At 65.8% G+C, this 18,104-nt stretch carries 15 protein-coding genes; 6 read left to right on the top strand and 9 right to left on the bottom strand.

What is annotated here, in order from left to right:
• Positions 1-85 precede the first annotated feature (85 nt).
• Positions 86-1,909, top strand: a complete 1,824-nt coding sequence (locus N5D45_RS00280; RefSeq protein ID WP_057502787.1) for a P-loop NTPase fold protein — start codon at positions 86-88, stop codon at positions 1,907-1,909.
• Between the two features lie 139 nt (positions 1,910-2,048).
• On the opposite strand, the gene N5D45_RS00275 is transcribed toward N5D45_RS00280, so the two are convergent.
• Genes N5D45_RS00275 through N5D45_RS00265 form a run of 3 tightly spaced genes read right to left on the bottom strand, consistent with a single transcriptional unit; the run spans position 2,049 to position 7,575 of the window.
• A complete protein-coding gene (locus N5D45_RS00275; protein WP_197657033.1) occupies positions 2,049-5,162 on the bottom strand; it encodes a CusA/CzcA family heavy metal efflux RND transporter in 3,114 nt (1,037 codons plus the stop codon).
• The gene (locus N5D45_RS00270) at positions 5,159-6,331 is read right to left on the bottom strand and encodes an efflux RND transporter periplasmic adaptor subunit (protein ID WP_057502785.1); all 1,173 of its coding nucleotides are present in this window, start codon (positions 6,329-6,331) and stop codon (positions 5,159-5,161) included. The genes N5D45_RS00275 and N5D45_RS00270 overlap by 4 nt, the downstream gene beginning before the upstream one ends.
• Complete coding sequence (locus N5D45_RS00265; protein ID WP_057502784.1) at positions 6,328-7,575, bottom strand: TolC family protein; 1,248 nt, start codon at positions 7,573-7,575, stop codon at positions 6,328-6,330. The genes N5D45_RS00270 and N5D45_RS00265 overlap by 4 nt, the downstream gene beginning before the upstream one ends.
• Positions 7,576-7,637: 62 nt before the next feature.
• On the opposite strand from N5D45_RS00265, the gene N5D45_RS00260 reads away from it, so the two are divergent.
• Positions 7,638-8,312 (top strand): response regulator, encoded by a 675-nt coding sequence (locus N5D45_RS00260; protein ID WP_057502783.1) that lies wholly within the window; start codon positions 7,638-7,640, stop codon positions 8,310-8,312.
• Positions 8,305-9,684, top strand: coding sequence for a sensor histidine kinase (locus N5D45_RS00255; protein ID WP_197657034.1), 1,380 nt, complete (start codon positions 8,305-8,307; stop codon positions 9,682-9,684). The genes N5D45_RS00260 and N5D45_RS00255 overlap by 8 nt, the downstream gene beginning before the upstream one ends.
• 127 nt (positions 9,685-9,811) lie before the next feature.
• On the opposite strand, the gene N5D45_RS00250 is transcribed toward N5D45_RS00255, so the two are convergent.
• The 3 genes from N5D45_RS00250 to N5D45_RS00240 all read right to left on the bottom strand — a co-directional run bounded on the left by N5D45_RS00250 (position 9,812) and on the right by N5D45_RS00240 (position 13,005).
• Positions 9,812-12,163, bottom strand: a complete 2,352-nt coding sequence (locus tag N5D45_RS00250) for a GH92 family glycosyl hydrolase (RefSeq protein ID WP_057502781.1) — start codon at positions 12,161-12,163, stop codon at positions 9,812-9,814.
• A 96-nt stretch (positions 12,164-12,259) separates the two neighbouring features.
• Positions 12,260-12,583, bottom strand: coding sequence for a thioredoxin family protein (locus tag N5D45_RS00245; RefSeq protein ID WP_019337745.1), 324 nt, complete (start codon positions 12,581-12,583; stop codon positions 12,260-12,262).
• 5 nt (positions 12,584-12,588) lie between these two features.
• On the bottom strand, positions 12,589-13,005 hold the full coding sequence (locus tag N5D45_RS00240) for a host attachment family protein (RefSeq protein WP_019337746.1): 417 nt from the start codon (positions 13,003-13,005) through the stop codon (positions 12,589-12,591).
• Positions 13,006-13,167: 162 nt separating this feature from the next.
• Here N5D45_RS00240 and N5D45_RS00235 point away from each other — a divergent pair, with 162 nt between their 5' ends.
• The 3 genes from N5D45_RS00235 to proP all read left to right on the top strand — a co-directional run bounded on the left by N5D45_RS00235 (position 13,168) and on the right by proP (position 15,358).
• Positions 13,168-13,395: a hypothetical protein gene (locus tag N5D45_RS00235; protein ID WP_197657035.1), complete on the top strand. Its 228-nt coding sequence runs from the start codon at positions 13,168-13,170 to the stop codon at positions 13,393-13,395.
• A gap of 85 nt (positions 13,396-13,480) precedes the next feature.
• Positions 13,481-13,609, top strand: coding sequence for a hypothetical protein (locus N5D45_RS00230; RefSeq protein ID WP_256202341.1), 129 nt, complete (start codon positions 13,481-13,483; stop codon positions 13,607-13,609).
• Positions 13,610-13,870: 261 nt separating this feature from the next.
• A complete protein-coding gene (gene proP, locus N5D45_RS00225; protein ID WP_197657036.1) occupies positions 13,871-15,358 on the top strand; it encodes a glycine betaine/L-proline transporter ProP in 1,488 nt (495 codons plus the stop codon).
• Between the two features lie 99 nt (positions 15,359-15,457).
• Here proP and N5D45_RS00220 read toward each other — a convergent pair whose 3' ends face one another.
• The 3 genes from N5D45_RS00220 to N5D45_RS00210 all read right to left on the bottom strand — a co-directional run bounded on the left by N5D45_RS00220 (position 15,458) and on the right by N5D45_RS00210 (position 18,098).
• Entirely contained in the window at positions 15,458-16,087 is a 630-nt protein-coding gene (locus N5D45_RS00220) for a hypothetical protein (RefSeq protein WP_057502780.1), read from the bottom strand.
• A 3-nt stretch (positions 16,088-16,090) separates the two neighbouring features.
• Positions 16,091-16,432: a type II toxin-antitoxin system prevent-host-death family antitoxin gene (locus N5D45_RS00215; RefSeq protein WP_010485378.1), complete on the bottom strand. Its 342-nt coding sequence runs from the start codon at positions 16,430-16,432 to the stop codon at positions 16,091-16,093.
• A 70-nt stretch (positions 16,433-16,502) separates the two neighbouring features.
• Positions 16,503-18,098, bottom strand: coding sequence for a PAS domain-containing protein (locus tag N5D45_RS00210; protein WP_279938350.1), 1,596 nt, complete (start codon positions 18,096-18,098; stop codon positions 16,503-16,505).
• Between the last annotated feature and the right edge of the window lie 6 nt (positions 18,099-18,104).

Raw genomic sequence — 18,104 nt, 5'->3', positions numbered from 1 at the left:
CGGCCCGCCAAAAGATTGACAGCTTTCTGCCGCGCAGTGCCCACGATACGATGTTTCCATAGACCAGAGCCAAAGGAAGGTAGACGTGTCGTATCAGGATTGCGAGCAGCGATTGGAGAAACTTATTCGTGATGACCGCATACAGGTTATCGCTCTGTCAGGAGCCTGGGGCACAGGCAAGACTCACCTTTGGAATCGTATTCGTGAAACATCCGACACCGCCATCGTGATGCGAGCTGTCTCCGTCTCGCTCTTTGGCGTAGGCAACGTTCGAGAGCTCGGCCTTCGCATAGCTCAGAAAATATTGACGGGCTCAGATTCGGAGGAGCTCAGGCAGCAAGTGGCTACGAGCTGGCGCTGGATGAAGGATGCTCTGAAGAGTGTACATCCAGGTTTTGAAGTCCTGGATGAGCTCACCAATCTAGCCGTACCCAAGCTCCTTGAGGGCCGCCTGCTAGTAATCGACGATCTTGAACGGAAGCACGCAGACCTCCAAGCGGACGAGCTGCTCGGGTTCGTCGACAACTGCGCCCGCGCCCTGAAATGCAAAGTTATCCTGATCCTCAACGCAGAGCGATTTGCCGATGACCCGGTCTGGCAAGCTTTCCGGGAAAAGGTAATCGACGAGGAAGTGTCCCTATCAATCACACCAGCTGAGGCATTTGAAACTGCAGAAATTGCCTCTGCGAAGAGGGAAGAGAATCTCAAGAACACAGCGCGGGCAAAGGGTTCAACCAAGAGGCCCGTGGCAAACACGCGCCATCCTCTGCTTCCGCCTGACCGTAAAGTTCTCGGTGACACTCTTACGCGCTGTGGAATCGTAAACATCCGCGTCATCCAGAAGCTGACTCGCCACGTCGAGGATCTCGTCGAGGAACTGGACGTCAGGGCAACCCCACTGCGATGCCGCCTTGTCACAGCGATCACTCTACTCGGTGCAATCGATCTCCTCGCCCTGCCTCAGGGCCCCACTACGGCGTACGTACTCGCCCATGGTCGCCCCGCAACAGATCCTACATCGAAGGCGTCGTTCGAAAATCTCGCATGGAGCAAGCTGCTTGACGATCTCGGAATTCATGCCTCGACTGAACTGGAGGAGGAAGTTGCCGCCTACATCGCCAGCAGGACCAGGAACACCGATTTGCTTGCAGGTGCCATTCAGAGGTACACATCACAGGCGCTTCGACTCGAGACGATTGAGAACGCTGCTCGGTTCCTAAGGGAACATACGTGGGAAGTGAACACTCCTGATCACGAGTTCATCGGGAAGCTGCAGGCACTATTACCCAACGTCCAGCATCTGGATGCTGAGACGATCGACGAAGTACTGAGTCGTGCAAGGACTCTGAATGGCATAGGCGACCTCGCCAGCAGAATGGCATCCGCATGGATCGGTCAGTTTGAGAGTAAATACAGAGACGACAAGGAGCCATTCGTGATGCAATGGCCAAGAGGCGCCTTGAAGAACGAAGAAATCTCCAAGGCTGTTTCAGAGTATCAGGACTGGAAGAACTATTCGCGCACATTCAGTAGTCTCAGCAGCTCAATCGTGCACAGGACTCCACTGGAAAAGAGTGATCACTACCTGATGAGCAACCTGACCACAGAACAGGTTCGGAGCGACCTTCGGCGAGCACAGGGCACGGAGCTACAGAACATACTGGCCGCGGGACTCATCCTCACAGGAGAGCCTGACCCTTCCCTGGGTTATGCGCAGTCCTATGCGGCGGACAAGTTCACTGAGGCTTGCTTCGATGTCATCGATGCCGACCCACACAGCCGCCGTGCAGAAGTCCTTCGCACTCATCTCATTGCTGCCGGGTTTCCAGAGGCCTCGGTGGCGGATACCGGAGACCTACTAGACAGCTCATGCTCCACAGAAGGCGAGACACTGGAACTCACGCCCTGAAGCATCTTCAGTTCTCAACCCGCGACGCCTGTTGGATATCTGAAAAAGGGCAGTGCCTTGCTCTGCCCTGGATCAGCTTGGTGAGCTACAAAAAACAGAGTAGGCGCAGTTTCCGCTCACCTGCCCCAATCATACGACCTCAGCCTTTAGACTGAACCGCAAACTGCGATGATGGCACCTGCCATTGCTTTGTACGCCGGCGATGCACCCAATAATAAAGCGTCGGCAACACCAGCAGGGTCAGCAGCATCGCCGACAGCAGGCCGCCAATCACCACCACCGCCAGCGGTTTCTGGGTCTCGGCACCAATCGCATGCGAGGTCGCCATCGGCAGCAGGCCGAACATCGCCAACAGTGCGGTCATCAGTACGGTGCGCAGGCGCTGCAGCGAGCCCTGCACGACCGACTGCAGCAGGTCCATGCCCTGCTCGCGCAGCTGCGCGAAGCGACTGAGCATCACTACCCCGTTCAGTACCGCCTGCCCGAACAATGCAATGAAGCCGATCGCCGCCGACACCGACAGTGGAATGCCGGTCAACCACAGGGCGAGGATGCCGCCGATCATCGCCAGTGGCACGTTGGCCAGGATCAGCGCGGCGCTGCTGACGTCCTTGAAGGCATCGAACAGCAGTACGAAGATGATCAGCACCGACAGCGGGATCACCCAGCCCAGACGCTTCATCGCACGTTGCTGGTTCTCGAACTCGCCGGACCACTCCAGCCGGTAGCCTTCCGGCAGCTGCACGCTGGCCTCCACGCGCTTGCGCATGTCGGCCACCACGCTGCCCATGTCACGCCCGGCGATGAAGATGCTCACCGCCTTTACCCGCTGTGCGTTCTCGCGCGAGATGTTGATCGCGCCGCTGGCCATGCGGAAGTCGGCCACGTCGGCCAGCGTCACGGTGTGGCCATCGCCGATGCCCACCGGCACCGTGCGCAGCCGCTGCAGGTCGCGGTCGGCGTCGTCCAGGCGCAGCGTGATCGGGAACCTGCGGTCGCCCTCCCACAGTTCACCGACCTGGCGCCCGCCCAGTGCGGTCTCGATCACCTCGTCGATGTCGCGCACATTGAGGCCATAGCGCGCGGCACGGTCGCGGTCGATCTCGATCTGCAGCTGCGGCAACGACCCGTCACGGTCAATGAAGGCGCTCTCCACGCCCTCCACACCACGCACCTGACCCAGGATCGCCTGCGCCTGCTGATTCAGCACGTCCAGGTCCGAGCCGCTGACCTTGATCACCACCTGGCCTTTGATCTGCGAGATGCTCTCCAGGATATTGTCGCGCACCGGCTGCGAGATCGAGAACTCAGGCCCCGGGATGCGCTGCTCCAGCGTGCGCTGCAGGTCGCTCACCAGTTGCCGCTTGTCCACGCCCTTCGGCCACTCCTTCTCCGGCCTCAACGCCACCAGCGCCTCGATCTGGTTGGCGCCCTTGGCGTCGGAGCCGTCTTCCGGGCGGCCAAGCTTGGCCACCACCGTCGACACCTGCGGGAAGGTGCCGACCAGCTCACGGATGCGCCGCGACTGCTGCTGCGCTTCGACCAGGCTGGTGCTCGGGTCGAGCGTGGCGGTCAGCCAGATCGAGCCTTCGTCCAGCTCGGGCAGGAACTCCGAACCCAACCGGGTGCCTAGTGCGAGCGTGCCGACCAGCAGCGCAACCGCGGTCAGTACCACCGCACGCGGGCGGGCCAATGCACGCTCCAGGATCGGCCGATACCAGCCGGTCAGGCGGTCCATCAGCGGATTGCCATCGCGCATGCGGTCCCGTCGCAGCCACCAGTAGCAGAACAGCGGCACCACGGTCAGCGCCAGGATCAACGCACCGATCAGGGCCGAGGTCACCGAGTACGCCATCGGTGCGAACATGCGGCCTTCCTGGCGCTGCAGGGTGAAGATCGGGATGTGCGCGGCGATGATGATCAGCATCGAGAAGAACGTCGGCCGGCCCACTTCCGAAGCGGCCGACAGAATGGTCGACAACCGCGTCTTCCGATCAGCCGCAGGTGGCAGCTTCGACAATCGCGAGACGATGTGCTCGGTGACGATCACCGCGCCATCGATGATGATGCCGAAGTCCATCGCACCCAGCGACAGCAGGTTCGCTGGCACGCCCCACAGATGCAGGCCGAGGAAGGTCGACAGCAGCGCCAGCGGCATCATCGCCGCCACGATCAGTGCGGCGCGGGCGTTGTACAGGAACAGCCACAGCACCAGGAACACCAGCACCGCGCCTTCCAGCAGGTTGCGGAAGACCGTCTTCAGCGTGGTCGTGACCAGCCACGAGCGGTCGTAGAACGGCTCGATGCTGACCCCGGCCGGCAACTGGTTGGCCTCGATCTCGGCGATGCGCGCATGCAGGGCGTCGAGCACGTCGGACGGGTTCTCGCCCTTGCGCATCAGCACCATGCCGAACACCGCATCGTCGTTGTCGTCCTGACCGACCAGGCCCTGGCGCGGCAGGCCGGTGTCGGCGATGCCGGCCAGGTCGCGCACGAGGATAGGCGTGCCCCCGCGCTGCGCCACCACCACGTTGCCGATGTCCGCCGGCGAACGCATCAGGCCCACGCCACGGATCAAGAACTGCTGCTGCCCACGCTCCACGTAGCCGCCGCCGGCATTCGAGCTGCCCCTCTCCAGCGCCTCGGCGAACTCACCGAGGCTGATGCCTCGGTCCCGCAGCTTGTCCAGGTCCGGCTTGACCTGGAAGGTACGCGCGAAGCCGCCGAAGCTGATCACATCGGCCACGCCCGGCACGGTGCGCAGGCTGCGCTCCATCGTCCATTCCTGCACGGTGCGCAGCTGGGTTGGCGTCATGTGCGGGCCTTTCAGCACATAACGGTAGATCTCACCTACCGCCGAGCTCATCGCCTCCAGTTCCGGGGTCACCCCTTCCGGCAGCTCCACGCCCTGCAGGCGCTCCAGCACCTGCTGGCGCGCGAAGTAGTCATCGGCCTTGTCGTCGAAGGTCAGGATGATCATCGACAGGCCGAACTGCGTATGCGAGAACACCCGCACCGAATGCGGGATGCCGGACAGCGCCACTTCCAGTGGCATCGTCACCTCGCGCTCGACCTCTTCGGCGGCACGGCCCGGGTGCAGCGACACCACTGTTACCTGGGTGTCGGATACATCCGGAAAGGCTTCCACCGGCAGTACACGGAACGCGGCAATGCCAGCACCCATGAACAGCAGCAGTGCCAGCATCACCATCAATGGCTGGCGCAGGCAGTAGGCAATCAGGCGATCGATCATGGAGCGGCGTGCCCCGTGCCGGTGCTGGCGGCGGCCGGTGCGCTGTCCGCCAGCTGCTGCAGCAGCAGGCCGCCTTCTACCACCACCCTGGCGCCTGCGGCCAGGCCCTCACGCGCCCACAGCCGGCCATCGCCCAGCTCCTCGGCATGTACCGCGTGACGCACGAAGCGGCCCTTGCCCTCCTCCACGAACACCACCTGCTTGCCGTCGATCAACAACACAGCCGCATCGGGCAGCGAGACACCGCCCTCGGCCGGCAACGCCACTTGGGCGCGCACGTACTGCCCCGCCTTGAAACCGCGTGCGCGGTTGTCCAGCTCGGCGCGCGCCTGCACCACGCGGCGTTCGCTGTCGACGAAGTCATCCACGTGCTGCAGGGTCGCCTGCAGCGGCTGTCCATCGGCCCCGGGCACGCTCACCTGCATGCCCGCCTTCAAGCGTCCGGCCAGACTCTCGGGAACATCCAGCAGCAGCCACAAGCGGTCAGGATCGCCAATCACCGCCAACGGTTGTTCGCTGTCGGGGCTGACCGCCACGCCCGGGCTCATCCGCCGCTCCACCAGCACGCCATCGATCGGCGCGCGCAACGGCAGGCGCTGGTCGACGTGCTGGCCATTGCCATAGGCCTTGGCGAAGGCGGTCGCACGCGCGTGATCGGCCTGGCTGCCGGCGAAATTGGCCTCGGCCTCGTCCAGTTCGCGCCCCGACGCCACACCTGCCGCATGCAACTCGCGGGTGCGCTCCAGCTCCTTGCGCGCCTGCTGCAGCTGGGCACGGCCGCGCACGCCCTCCGCCTGGGCCTGGCCGAATTCGGGCGACGTGATCCAGGCGATCACCTGGCCCGCCTTCACTTTCTGCCCCGGCTGTGCCTCGATGCGCGCCACCTGCCCCGCCAACGGCGTACGCAGCGCGCTGGAGCGCGTCTCGTCCCAGACCACCCGGCCCGGCAGCTGCAGGCTGGCGCTGGCGCCGGCGGTGACCGCCTCGCTGCGTAGCACGTCCAGCTGGCGGCTACCGGCAGGAAACTGGATCTGGCCAGCACTGACCTTCGGCGCGTCCTCGGTATACGACGCCGGCTCGCGGCCGCAGCCGCCCAGCAGGGCCAGCGCCAGCAAGGCCGGCAGCACGGCCCGTCGCGCCTGCGGTCGATAAGCGACGGTGGACTTCATCGGGACTCTCCTTCAGCAACGGATGTGGCCGCTTCCCAGCGCGCCAGGGCAATGGCATGGTCGGCACGCGCTTCAATCAACGCGGCCTCGAACTCGCGCCAGCTGCGGCGCGCATCCAGCAGATCGGTCAGGCTGGCGGCGCCGCGGCGGTAGGCCAGCTCGATGCCCTGCACCGCCCTGCGTGCGGCGTCGGACTGCAGTCCTTCGTAGTCGCTCCGGCGCTGCGCGGCGGACTGCGCGCTGGCCTGCAACTGGTCCAGTTCGGCACGCGCTTCGCGCTGCAGCACCTGCAGCTCCAGCGCGGCACTGTCACGGTCGGCCTCGGCACGCTGGATCGCGCCGCGTGCACGTGACGGGCCGCCGAGCGGTATGGTCAATGACACACCCCACGTGACGCCGCTGATGTCAGCCGGCTCGCGCTCGGCCTCCACGCCCAACTGGATGTCGCGGTGGCGCTCACTGCGCGCCAGTGCCACACCGGCGTCGGCCGCGGCCAGGCGCGAACGTGCCGCGCGCAGATCGGCACGCTGCTGCGGATCGAACGCACGCACGCTGGCCACGCTGCTTGCCTCCGGCCAAGGATCATCGGCGCTGAGGTCATGGCTGTCGTCGCGGCCGAGCAGCAGCCCCAACGCATGCCGCGCATCGCGCAGATCCAGCGACGCCTCGCGCGCCGCGTCGGCCACCGCCAGGTCGTCCACTGCCAGCCGCGCGCGGTCGACCGGCGCCATCGCCCCGGTGGCAACCTGCTTGTCCGCCGCCGCCATCTGCTCGGCCGAACTCTGGCGGTTGGCATCGGCAATCTGCGCCCGCTCCTGTGCGCCCTTCAGAGCGAAATAGGTTTCATGCAGCGCCACCTGCTGGCGGCGCCGCGCATCGAGCATCTCCAGCCCGGCCACTTCCAGCAGCGCATCGGCCTGGCGGATACGCAACGCACGCTTGCCACCGCGCTCCCAGGTCCAGCCCAGGCCCACGGTGCTGTCCACCCGCTTGTCCTGCCAGCGTCCGGAGCCGATGCCATGCTTGGGGCTGATCTTGCTGGTGCCGATCGACAACTCGGTGGCCGGGCGCAACGCCGCCGTCTGCACATCGCCCTGCACGCCGCGCAGCTCCAGTGCCGCCGCACGCAGGTCCGGGTTGTGTGCTTCCATGGCGCGCTGCGCTTCCTGCAGGGACAGCGCCGAAGCGGTGGGCGCGCACAGAAGAGTGGCCAGCACGGCCGCAAAACGAGGGGAGAAATTCATGCACGTCACGGTAAGGTGATGCACTTGCGCCAAACTTGCCCCAACCTTGCACGAAGCTTGCAATGCGAATCCTGCTGATCGAAGACGACGCCGCGCTGGCGGATGGGCTGATCCGCGCCCTGCAGGGCGCCGGCCATCTGTGCGACCACCTCTCGCGTGGGCTGCACGCGCCGGCGGCACTGGCCAGCGCACCGTATGACGTGATGGTGCTGGACCTTTCATTGCCTGACGTCGATGGCCTGGACCTGCTCTCACGCCTGCGCAACGACGGCGTCACCCTGCCGGTGCTGATCCTGACCGCACGCGATGGTGTGGAGGACCGCATCCTCGGCCTCGACCGCGGTGGCGACGACTACCTGGCCAAGCCCTTCGCCCTGGGAGAACTGGAAGCGCGCCTGCGTGCGCTGTCGCGCCGCCGCAGCGATGCACCGGCGCAGAAGCGGCTGGGCCGGTTGTGCTTCGACAGCGTCCGCAATGAAGTGCAGGTGGACGGCCAGCGCATCGAACTGACCGCGCGCGAGCTGTCGCTGGTCGATGCACTGATGCAGCATCCCGGCCGCACCGTCACCAAGCAGCGCCTGTTCGATGCGCTGTACAGCTGGGACCACGAAGCCAACCTGTCGGTGATCGAGGTGCACGTCAGCCGCCTGCGCCGCAAGCTGGAACAGGCCCACGCCGGCGTCGGCATCCGTATGCTGCGTGGCCTCGGCTATCGCATGGAAGCCGGTGGTGACTGAGCGCGTGCACAGCCTGCGTAGCCTGCTGCTGCGGCGCCTGTGGCTGCCGTTGCTGGTGCTGCTGCTGTGCAGCGCGGTTGGCTCGTTCGCGCTGGCCCGCTTCTACGCCGGCCAGGTCTACGACCGCTGGCTGCTGGATTCGGCGATGTCGTTGTCCGAGCTGGTGGCGGTGCAGGACGGCCGCGCGTCCATCGAGATCACCCCGGCGGTGTCGCGCATGTTCACCTGGGACACCGCCGACGAAGTGCATGGCGAGGTGGTCGACGCCGCGGGTGGGCGCCTGTATGGCGACCTGCCCGAGGCATTGCCGCGCCCGTCGATGTCCGCCGGCAGCGACGACCCGGTCTACTATGATGCGCGGCTGCGTGGGCAGGCCGTGCGCATGGTCGAAGTGGTGGTCAGCGCCGGGCCGGGTCATGACATCCGGCTGCGCGTGGCCGAGACACTGCGCAAGCGGCACCGGCTGGAGCGCAAGCTGCTGCTGACCAGCGTTCCGTTCCAGGCTGCGATCCTGGCACTGGCGGCATGGCTGGCCTGGTCCGGTACAGGCGCTGCCGCACGCCATGCCAACCTGGTTGCGCGGAAGCTGGCCAGCCCGCGGCCGGATCCATTGGCGCCGCTGGATCCGGCGCAGGAAGCTCCGCGCGAACTGTGGCCGGCGGTGGAGGCCTACAACGCGCTGCTGCAGCGCCTGGACGCGATGCAGGATGCACAGCGGCGCTTCGTCAGCAATGCCGCGCACCAGCTGCGCACGCCGCTGGCAGCGATGCAGGTGGAGCTTGAGAGTTCATTGCGCCAGCACGATCCGCAGGCCCAGCAACTGGCGCTGTCCGGCACGCTGGCCGGGCTGGCGCGGCTGCAGCACCTGGTCAACCAGCTGCTGATGCTCAGCCGTTCCGAGGACCCCCAAGGCAGCGCGCTGCCGCTGCAGCCGGTGGATCTGGCCGTGCTGGCACGTGGCGTGGTGGAGCGCTACGCCGACCGTGCGTTGGCGGCGGGCGTGGACCTGGGTTACGACGGGCCCGACGACGGCGTGCAGGTACAGGGCGATCCACCGCTGCTGCGCGAGGCACTGGGCAACCTGCTGGACAACGCGCTGCGCTACGGCGCCATGCCCGGTGTGATCACCCTTGGCGTTCGGCAGGAGATCGACGGCGTGCAGGTATGGGTGGACGATGACGGCGTCGGCATCGCCGAAGCCGAACGCGCGCGCGTCACGGAACGCTTCTACCGGGCCAGCAGCGAGGGGGATGGTTGCGGGCTTGGCCTGGCGATCGTGGCCGAGATCGCGCAGCGGCATGGTGCGATGTTGAAGATCGAAACGGCGCCGCTCGGTGGCGCGCGGGTGGGGGTGCGGTTCCGTTTCCGTTGACGTCCTGGACCGGACGATTCCGGTAGACGCCCACCTTGGTGGGCGCCCTTGACCTCCCGCGTGCCAACCGAGGTTGGCACCTACCAAGTGCGGGGCAATGACGGCGGCAATGCGGCGCCGCCCATCGTCATCGGCTCATCGAATACGGCGCCTGCGCGCCCTGCCCCGGCCACGCCCTGTTTGGCTCGGCCTGCATGCTGAAACGCAGTTCGCCACCGGCAAGAATCTCGTCGTGGCGCAGGAAGGTGCGCTGCAGTGGCTTGCCGTTGAGGCTCACGTTGCCAACATACGTGTGCTTGTCATCCAGCCCATCAGCCACGATGGTGAACGTCTTGCCGTTCGGAAGACGCATCGCGGTCTTCGGCAGGAACGGACGGCCAAGAATGTACTCGCCCGAGCCCGGCGCGACCGGATAGAACCCCAACGCAGTGAACACATACCACGCCGACATCTGGCCGACGTCATCGTTGCCGGCCAGGCCATCGGGACGGTCGGCATACTGGGTATCCATGATCTGCTTCAGCCGCGCCTGGGTGCGCCACGGCTGGCCGGCGTACGAATACAGGTAGGCCACGTGGTGGCTGGGCTCGTTGCCATGCGCGTACCAGCCGATCAGACCGGTGATGTCTTCCATGTGCTCGAAGATCGATGGATCCACCTTGGCGTTGAACACCTCGTCCAGGCGCGCGAGCAGCTTGTCGCTGCCACCGTGCGCTGCTGCCAGTCCGGCAACATCCTGCGGCACGTACCACGAATACTGCCAGGCGTTGCCTTCGGTGTAGTCGGTGCCATAGCCGCTGGCGCTGGGGTCGAACGGAGTGCGGAAGCTGCCATCGCGCTTACGCGCACGCATGAAGCCGGTGCCCTTGTCGAAGGCATTGCGCCAGTTGCCGGCACGCTTGTCGAAGGTCGCCGCCACATCGGTCTTGCCCATCGCCTGCGCCATGCGCGCGATGGTCCAGTCATCGAAGGCGTACTCCAGCGTCTTGCTGGCCGCCTCGCCTTCCTCGTCGATCGGCACATAGCCCAGCTCGCGGTATTGCGCGATGCCGTCATAGGGGCCGTAGTTGGCAGTCTCGATCATCGCCTTCAGTGCCTTGTCGGCGTCGAAGCCACGAATGCCCTTCACGTAGGCATCGGCAATCACCGGCACCGCGTGGTACCCGATCATGCACCAGTCTTCCAGGCCATGGAACGACCACACCGGCAGCATGCCGTAGGGGCTGTGCTCGTGGTGGGCCAGCATCGAATTGACGAAGTCGCTGTTGCGCTTCTCCGGCTGCACCAGCGTCAGCAACGGGTGCAGCGCACGGTAGGTGTCCCACAGCGAGAACGTGGAATAGTTCGTGTAGCCCTCGGCCTTGTGCACGGCATTGTCCGGCCCGCGGTACTGTCCATCCGCATCCATGAACAGCGTCGGCCCCAGCAGGGTGTGGTACAGCGCGGTATAGGCACTGCGGCGGGCGTGCTCGGGCGCATCGATATCGAGCACCGACAGCGCCTGCGTCCATTCCTGTTTCGCCTGCGCACGCACGCGGTCGAAATCAAAGTCGGCCACTTCCGCGTCGAGGTTGGCAATGGCGCCGGCTTCGCTGACCGGCGAGATCGCGACCTTGACCACCAGTGGTGCATCCAGCTTGCCGAATGCGAAGGTACCGACCAGCTGGCGGCCCTCGACCTGTGCGCGCTGCGCCGGGTCCTTTTCGCCCGGCGGCGGGAAACCTTTGTAGACGATGTCCTGCTCGGTGTTGTGCAGCTCATGTCCGGCCAGCGGCCGCGAGAAACGCATCGCGAAGTACAGCTGGCGACCCGGCGCCCAGCCGCGCGTCTCGCGGAAGCCGGTCACCGTGCCATCGGCGCGCACCCGCACCCGCGACCACAGCACCTTGCCCGGGTAGTCGTACATGCTGGTACGCATGTCCAGCAGCACCTTGGCGTCGGCGCCCTTGGGGAAGGCATAGCGATGCACGCCCACGCGGGTACTGGTGGTCAGCTCGGCCCGCACCTTGTAGTCGTCCAGGGTGACCGCGTAGTAGCCCGGCTCGGCCTTCTCGTCAGCGTGGCGGAACCGTGAGGCGTAACCGCTGCCCGGCTTCTCAGGATCGCCACGCTCCAGGCCGGGACTGCCGGTGAACGGCATCAGCAGGATGTCGCCCAGATCGGAATGGCCAGTGCCGGAAAAATGCGTGTGCGAGAAGCCGACGATGCTGCTGTCGTCGTAGCGGTAGCCGGCTGCCCAGCCATAGGCCTTTTCGCGTGGCTGGATGCGTGTGTCCGGGCTAAGCTGGACCATGCCGAACGGCACCGTGGCACCCGGGTAAGTGTGGCCTTCACCACCCGTACCAATGAACGGGTCGACCGAGGCATAGGCCTTGTCGGCGGCGGTTCTGGCAGGCGCGGCCGACGCCAGGCCGGAAGCGAACATCGCCGTGGCGGCGACAGCGATCAGGAGACGACGGTCCAGCGTGGGCATCGGCATTTGGATCGATTCAGGTGATAGCGGGATCCTAGCACCGGGCCTGTCACGCCGCATGCTGCAGTGCGACTGCCCGGTGTCCCGCACCGGGTTTACTCTTCAACCGGGAAGTGCGCTCTGCAACGACATGAGATCCGCGCTGTCCAACGGCCTTACCACCCGCGCGATCTCCTCTCCATCGCGCAGCAGCACCACCGTCGGCCACAGCTTCACCTTGAACGCTCGCCCCAATGGCCTTCCCTTGCCATCCTCGATCTTCCAATGCGGCAGATCGTTCGCTTCGACAAAGGCCTGCAACGCGGGCTGCGCGGCCTGGCAATGACCACACCAGGGCGCACCGAACTCCAGCACCTGCCAGCCAGGCTGCGCCGCCACCTCCGCAGAGGTGGGCCCGTTCGCAAGGTGATCACGCATGAACGGCATGAGCGCTACGCCGCCAGTGCCTTCTGGATGTCTTCCAGCGGCGCGTTGGTCAGATCCTTGGCAATATCCCCGAGCAATCGCGCTTGGACCTCTTTATGCAGCAGCGGACGAATGCGACCCAGCGTGGTCGGGTCGGCGATCAATACCAGGTGCGCATAGCGGTTCTTCAAGGCATCTTCGTTGAGCTGTTCGGCCACCTGCTTGGCGAACGTGGCCTCATTGAGCTGCGAGACCGACATGTCCTTCGGCACGGCACCCGCAGGCCCCTGCCCGGATACACCCTGCTCGCTGATGTCCTGCAGGCGCAGTTCGCCTTCCTGCTTCAGGGTCAACTGGTGGTTGCTGCCCACGTTGGTGAACACCCGCGCCGAACCACCGTCGGCTACCACGATCAGGGTTCCTTCGGGAATCGTCCGCGCCATTGCATCCTCCATCAATCCGAAAAGTGGGTGTGCGCTCCACCTTATGCACGCCGATGTCACCAGAGCGGGTACAGGATGTGATCCCGTCATCGCAATCTGCAATCAGCGCTAAATTTGTCCGGCTGCCTGCCGCTATGGCCTCCATCATCGCGAGGAACCTCTGTGTACGCTGGCTCACTGTTTCACGTCTGCTTTGCCACCAGCCTGGCGATTGCCGGCTGTGCCGGTTGCATTCACCAGTCCCTGCAGGGCCAACCGTTCTTCGCCCTGGCCATCATGCTCTCGGTGCTCACCATGATCGGCGCCGCACTGGTCACGCGGAAACTGGCACTGCCGGGCGCCTTGGCGATGGCCTGCACGGTGTTCGGTTTGGTGGCGAAGTCGGCCTGAGCCTTCTGAACAGGCGAGGTGGAACACAGCGTGCAGATCAGCCTGCTTCGCTGCATGCTCACGCCGATGCCGTTATGATGAACGGATGATCGACACGACCCACTACGTGACGGGCGCACCTGTTACGTGGGAAGCACTGCCGACCGGCGCTTCGCTTGCCACGAATGCTCCCGCCCTGCATTTCCATCGCCTCGCGCTGGATCCCGGCGGATGACGCCCGCAGGCGCTCTGCCTGCACCCCCTACGCTGATGTGATACCTGGCCGCTGACTGCGCGGCCGCTGTGATCCCGTTTTCGCGTCTCCGCCCCTGCGGCGGTGCTTTGCCGTGCGCGTGGCGTTGCGCCTGCACACATTCCCCGGCCCCCACGCCGCCTTCCGATGCCCCTGCGCCACTTGCGCCTGCACCGCCGTTTCCGATTTCCGGGACACACCACAGCACCCATTCCCCTATTCCATACCTACAAGGGAGCCCCTATGCAGGACACGCCCGATTCCCATGCCCACTTCGGCTGGTTCAAACGCCGCCGCCACCTGAAGGTCGATGAGATCACCGTCGTCGACAAGCCCATGCTCAAGCGCGCCGTGGGCGCCGCCGCACTTGGCAATGCCATGGAGTGGTTCGACTTCGGTGTCTACGGCTATCTGGCCGTCACCATCGGCCAGGTGTTCTTCCCGTCCAGCAACCCCACGGCACAGGTGATCGCCGCCTTCGCCACCTTCACCGTGGCATTCCTGGTGCGTCCACTCGGCGGCCTGGTGTTCGGCCCGCTCGGCGACCGTTATGGGCGCCAGAAAGTGCTGGCGTTCACCATGATCCTGATGGCGCTGGGCACGTTCTCGATCGGCTTGATTCCCTCCTACGAGCGCATCGGCATCTGGGCACCGGTGCTGTTGCTGCTGGCACGTGTGGTGCAGGGATTCTCCACCGGCGGCGAGTACGGCGGTGCGGCCACCTTCATCGCCGAGTATTCCACCGACCGCAACCGCGGCCTGATGGGCAGCTGGCTGGAGTTCGGCACGCTGGGCGGCTACATCGCCGGCGCCGGAGCCGTGACCGCGCTGCACATGCTGTTGAGCAGCGGACAGATGCTGGACTGGGGCTGGCGCATTCCATTCCTGGTGGCCGGCCCGCTGGGCCTGCTCGGCCTGTACATGCGCATGAAACTGGAGGAAACGCCGGCCTTCCGCGCCTTCGCCGAGGAAGCCGAGAAGCGCGAGCACGACCGGCCCGGGCTCGCCGCGCTGTTCCAGGTACATGGCCGCCAGTTGCTGGTCTGCATGGGCCTGGTGCTGGTGTTCAACGTGACCGACTACATGCTGCTGACCTACATGCCCAGCTACCTCAACGTCACCATGGGCTATGCCGAGAGCAAGGGCCTGCTGCTGATCATCATCGTGATGCTGGTGATGATGCCGCTGAACATCGTCGGCGGATTGTTCAGTGACAAGCTTGGCCGCCGCCCGATGATCATCGGTGCCTGCATCGCGCTGCTGGTGCTGGCCGTACCCTGCCTGCTGCTGATCGGCAGCGGCAACGACTGGCTGATCTTCCTCGGCCTGATGCTGCTGGGCCTGGCACTGGTGTGCTTCACCAGCTCGATGCCGTCCACGCTGCCGGCGCTGTTCTATACCCCGGTGCGCTACAGCGCACTGTCGATCGCCTTCAATGTGTCGGTGTCGCTGTTCGGTGGCACCACGCCACTGGTGACCGCATGGCTGGTGGAACGTACCGGCGACCCGCTGGTGCCGGCCTATTACCTGATGGGCGCGGCGGTGATCGGCCTGATCACGATGCTGTTCGTGAAGGAAACCGCCGGCCTGCCGCTGCGCGGTTCACCGCCGGCGGTCGGCAGCGACAAGGAAGCCGCCGCACTGCTGAAGAGCGATGTGCCGGTGACAGTGGACCCGAGCCTGCCGCCACTGCCGGAGACTGCGGAGCCTGAGCAGGTAAAGCCGGCCTGAGGCTCGGCGAAGCCGGCGTTGTTGTACGGCCAAGCCCGCGCGCGGCTGCCTTTCGAGGGATCAGCCGAGCGTGGGCTCGGCTCTACAACGTACGCGCCCTCAATCGCGCGCAGCGTTCAACTCCATCGCACGCATCACGATGGGTTTGGCCCAGTCCGGCGTGTGCAGCAGCTCGGCCACCGAGACCGGGTACTGCAGCTGGCCGTGCGCCATCGCCAGCACCGGCAGCGGCTCGACGCAGCCGTCGGCGTCGGCGGGAGCGCTGTTGTCGTAGACATGCAGCTCGGCCAGGTGTGGCAGCAGTTCCAGCAGGTTCTCGCGTGCCGAATCGAAGCGGGCGTGGATCTTCTCCACCGGAATGTCATGGCCGCCGGCGGCCACCCGCGCTGCAACACGGGCAATGTGCAGGTCCACCGTGGCCAGGCCACAGAACCAGATCGCGACGTGATGGTGCTCGCAGGCCTCGCGCAGCAGGTGCGGAATGGTGTTGCCGCCCAGCGTGGTCTCGAAGGCGAAGTCCGTGCCATCGGCCATGGCCTGGCGCAGGCGGCGGGTGCCTTCCTGCCAGGCCTCGGCATTGGCGTCGGGCAGCGGCCAGCCCGCCTCTACCAGGCGGCGGGTGAACGAATCGGGGTTGAACCAGCCCAGCCCTTCGGCTTCCAGCCAGGTTCCCAGCAGCGAACTCTTGCCGGCGCCGTTGACGCCGGCCAGCACCAGGATCCGCCCCATCGGTCAGAGCGGACGGCCGAGGGTGACCTTGCGGCCGCGGCGGATCGGCTGGCCCAGCACCTTGCCCAGCCCCTCACCGCGCTGCAGGCCAGCCAGAGTCTGGTCGAATTCGCCGCGCAGGCGCAGCAGTTCTTCACTGCGCTCACCGGCATCGCTGCCAGCGGCCTTGGCCAGCAGCTCCTGGTAGGTGCGGATGTCCACGATCACCGCTTCGGGGTGGTTGTGGTTGGTGATGACCAGCGCCTGCTTCTCGCGCACGGTACGCATCAGGCTCGGCCAGCCCCGGGTCTTCACCGACGAGGCTGGGGCCTTCTCGAGGCCAGGCAGATCCAGCGGCAGGGTCATGGCACGGCTCCGGGCAGGGTGGATAATGGCCACTATACCCAATTTGGCCCAATTGGGGATAAATGGACCTTTACCTGCCGGAACCGTCCGCCGCTGCGTCCGGAGCATCAGTCTGCAGCAGGCTGTCACGCTCGCGCAGCGGGAAGCGGATCCAGGCATCCAGGCCTTGTGGGCCAAAGCGCAGCTCGCCGCTGCCGGCGAGCTCGTACGGCACGCGCTGCTCGATCAGCGCCCGGCCAAGGCCACGCTGCCGGGGCAGCTCCCAGTCTTCCACGGTGGCATGGCGTTCACACCAGTGCAGCCCCAGCCACGGCTGCCCGTCCTGCACCTGCAGGTGCCAGGACACGTCGATCCGGCCGTCCTCATGGGTCAGCGCACCATGCCGCAGGGCGTTGGTCGCCAATTCGTGGATCGCCAAGGACAGCACTTCGGCCGCCTTCGGCGGCAGCAGCACGTCCTCGCCCTGCAGGCGGTAGGCGGCCACTGCTGGCGTCTGCGCCGCGATCTCCTCATCGATCATGCCACGCAGGCAGACCCCGGCATTGGCGCCACGGGTCAGCAGGCTCTGCGTGCGTGCCAGCGACATCAGTCGCCCGCACAACCGTTCGGCGTATTCATCCACACTGCTGACCGACTCGCGGGTCCGCCAGGCAATGGCATGGATGGTCGACATGATGTTGCGCACCCGGTGCTGCAGCTCCGCCAGCAACACCGACTGGCGCTCGGCGGCACGCTTGAGATCGTCGATGTCCACGGCGATGGCGAACACCCCGCTGACCTCGCCATCGCCATCGCGCAGGGGCGCGGCCGCGACCCGGGTCCAGCGCGCGCGGCCATCGTCGTGCAGGTACTGGAACTCCAGCCCCGGCACCACGGTCTCGCCGCGCATTGCACGGGCGATGGCGAAATCCTCCGGCCCGATGGCGCTACCGTCGGCATGCCAGCCACGCCAGCGATGCAGGTTGGCCTCATCGGTGGAAGGCACCTTGCCGCTGGGCAGGTAGGCACGCATCTGGTCGTTGGACAGCAGCATGCGACCCTGCAGATCGACGATGCACAGGCCGACCGGCAGCATCCTGAAGGCCAGCTCCAGGCGTCGCTCGCTCTCGCGCCGCCGTAGTTCCTCGCGCTCGCGCGCGGCCCGCGCCAGATGCGCGGCGGTGGTCTCGAACATCGTCACCAGCACGCCGTTGATGCGCCCTTCCTCACCACGGATCGGGCTGTAGGTGATGGTGAACCAGATGTCCTCCAGACGCCCCCGGCGGACCAGCGGATACAGCTTGTCCTCGAAGGTGAGCGTCTCGCCCTGCCAAACCCGGGTATAGAGCGGCCCGTTGATGTGCCAGACCTCGGGCCAGCACTCGCGGGTCGGCTGGCCGAGTCCACCGGGATGCTTGTCGGCCAGGATCTCGGCATAGCCATCGTTGTAGAGCTGCACCAGCTGCTCGCCCCACAGCACGATCATCGGGAAGCCATGGGCCAGCATCAGGTCCACGGTAGCGCGCAGGTGGGGCGGCCACTGCGCGCAGGCACCCAAGGGCGTGGATGACCAGTCGTGGCGGGCGATACGCGCGGCCATGCCATCGTGGCGCGCATGCAGGCGCGGCGCAGGTGGCATCCCGCCACGCAGCGTGGCGGCGTGGATGCCTTCAGGACGACGCGACATGCCGCG

Origin of the sequence: Stenotrophomonas sp. GD03819 (genome assembly GCF_029841665.1) — a bacterium.
GTDB classification, from domain to species: Bacteria; Pseudomonadota; Gammaproteobacteria; order Xanthomonadales; family Xanthomonadaceae; genus Stenotrophomonas; species Stenotrophomonas geniculata.
Note: the sequence above shows the minus strand (reverse complement) of the source record. Positions and strands in the feature narration are given on the sequence as shown.

What these genes read in the sequence shown, in the direction of transcription:
- N5D45_RS00275 (WP_197657033.1), bottom strand. Translation starts at nt 5,162, where the DNA reads ATGATCGATCGCCTGATTGCCTACTGCCTGCGCCAGCCATTGATGGTG.
- N5D45_RS00270 (WP_057502785.1), bottom strand. Translation starts at nt 6,331, where the DNA reads ATGAAGTCCACCGTCGCTTATCGACCGCAGGCGCGACGGGCCGTGCTG.
- N5D45_RS00265 (WP_057502784.1), bottom strand. Translation starts at nt 7,575, where the DNA reads ATGAATTTCTCCCCTCGTTTTGCGGCCGTGCTGGCCACTCTTCTGTGC.
- N5D45_RS00260 (WP_057502783.1), top strand. Translation starts at nt 7,638, where the DNA reads ATGCGAATCCTGCTGATCGAAGACGACGCCGCGCTGGCGGATGGGCTG.
- N5D45_RS00250 (WP_057502781.1), bottom strand. Translation starts at nt 12,163, where the DNA reads ATGCCGATGCCCACGCTGGACCGTCGTCTCCTGATCGCTGTCGCCGCC.
- N5D45_RS00245 (WP_019337745.1), bottom strand. Translation starts at nt 12,583, where the DNA reads ATGCCGTTCATGCGTGATCACCTTGCGAACGGGCCCACCTCTGCGGAG.
- N5D45_RS00240 (WP_019337746.1), bottom strand. Translation starts at nt 13,005, where the DNA reads ATGGCGCGGACGATTCCCGAAGGAACCCTGATCGTGGTAGCCGACGGT.
- N5D45_RS00230 (WP_256202341.1), top strand. Translation starts at nt 13,481, where the DNA reads ATGATCGACACGACCCACTACGTGACGGGCGCACCTGTTACGTGGGAA.
- proP (WP_197657036.1), top strand. Translation starts at nt 13,871, where the DNA reads ATGCAGGACACGCCCGATTCCCATGCCCACTTCGGCTGGTTCAAACGC.
- N5D45_RS00220 (WP_057502780.1), bottom strand. Translation starts at nt 16,087, where the DNA reads ATGGGGCGGATCCTGGTGCTGGCCGGCGTCAACGGCGCCGGCAAGAGT.
- N5D45_RS00215 (WP_010485378.1), bottom strand. Translation starts at nt 16,432, where the DNA reads ATGACCCTGCCGCTGGATCTGCCTGGCCTCGAGAAGGCCCCAGCCTCG.
- N5D45_RS00210 (WP_279938350.1), bottom strand. Translation starts at nt 18,098, where the DNA reads ATGTCGCGTCGTCCTGAAGGCATCCACGCCGCCACGCTGCGTGGCGGG.